Source organism: Bacillus sp. LR--39 (genome assembly GCF_053613335.1).
Map to the genome: position 1 here is coordinate 1 of NZ_JBSIOT010001201.1, position 603 is coordinate 603.

Genomic DNA, 603 nt, shown 5'->3' on the forward strand with positions numbered 1-603 from the left:
GGCGAGGGATGAAAAGAACAGCGCATTGCTTGGCACGTTAGAAGAAGTTAATTTCTTTAATAGTCCAGGTGCGTGATGATCCTTTGCAAGTGAATAGACCATTCGGCTTGTGCTGAATAAAGCGCTATTTGCAGCTGACGCGGCTGATGTTAATACAACAAAATTGATCAAACTGGCAGCCACAACGATGCCTACTGCAGAGAAGACCTGAACAAATGGGCTTTCGTTTGGATTCAACACATTCCAAGGATAGATACACATAATCACGAAAAGTGCGCCAACATAAAAAAGTAAAATCCGGACAGGGATTTGATTGATGGCTTTAGGGATCACTTTTTGGGGATTTTCTGTTTCACCTGCTGTCAGTCCAACCAGTTCAATACCCACGAAAGCGAAGACGACCATTTGGAACGATAGGATAAACCCGTGCCATCCATTTGGGAACATGCCGCCGTGGCTCCAAAGGTTGGTGAGGCTGGCAGGGCCGGAAGCTGCGGAAAAACCTTTCGCAATCAGGAAAATACCAGTTACGATCAGAGCCAGTATGGCAATGACTTTGATCAATGCAAACCAAAATTCTAATTCTCCGAAAAGTTTAACGGT

The 603-nt window shown here is 44.8% G+C and carries 1 protein-coding gene; it reads right to left on the bottom strand.

The window, feature by feature from the left end; genetic code table 11:
• Positions 1-603 (bottom strand): amino acid permease (locus tag ACWHAR_RS29420; RefSeq protein ID WP_452088735.1); only part of this gene is annotated, 603 nt, incomplete at both ends.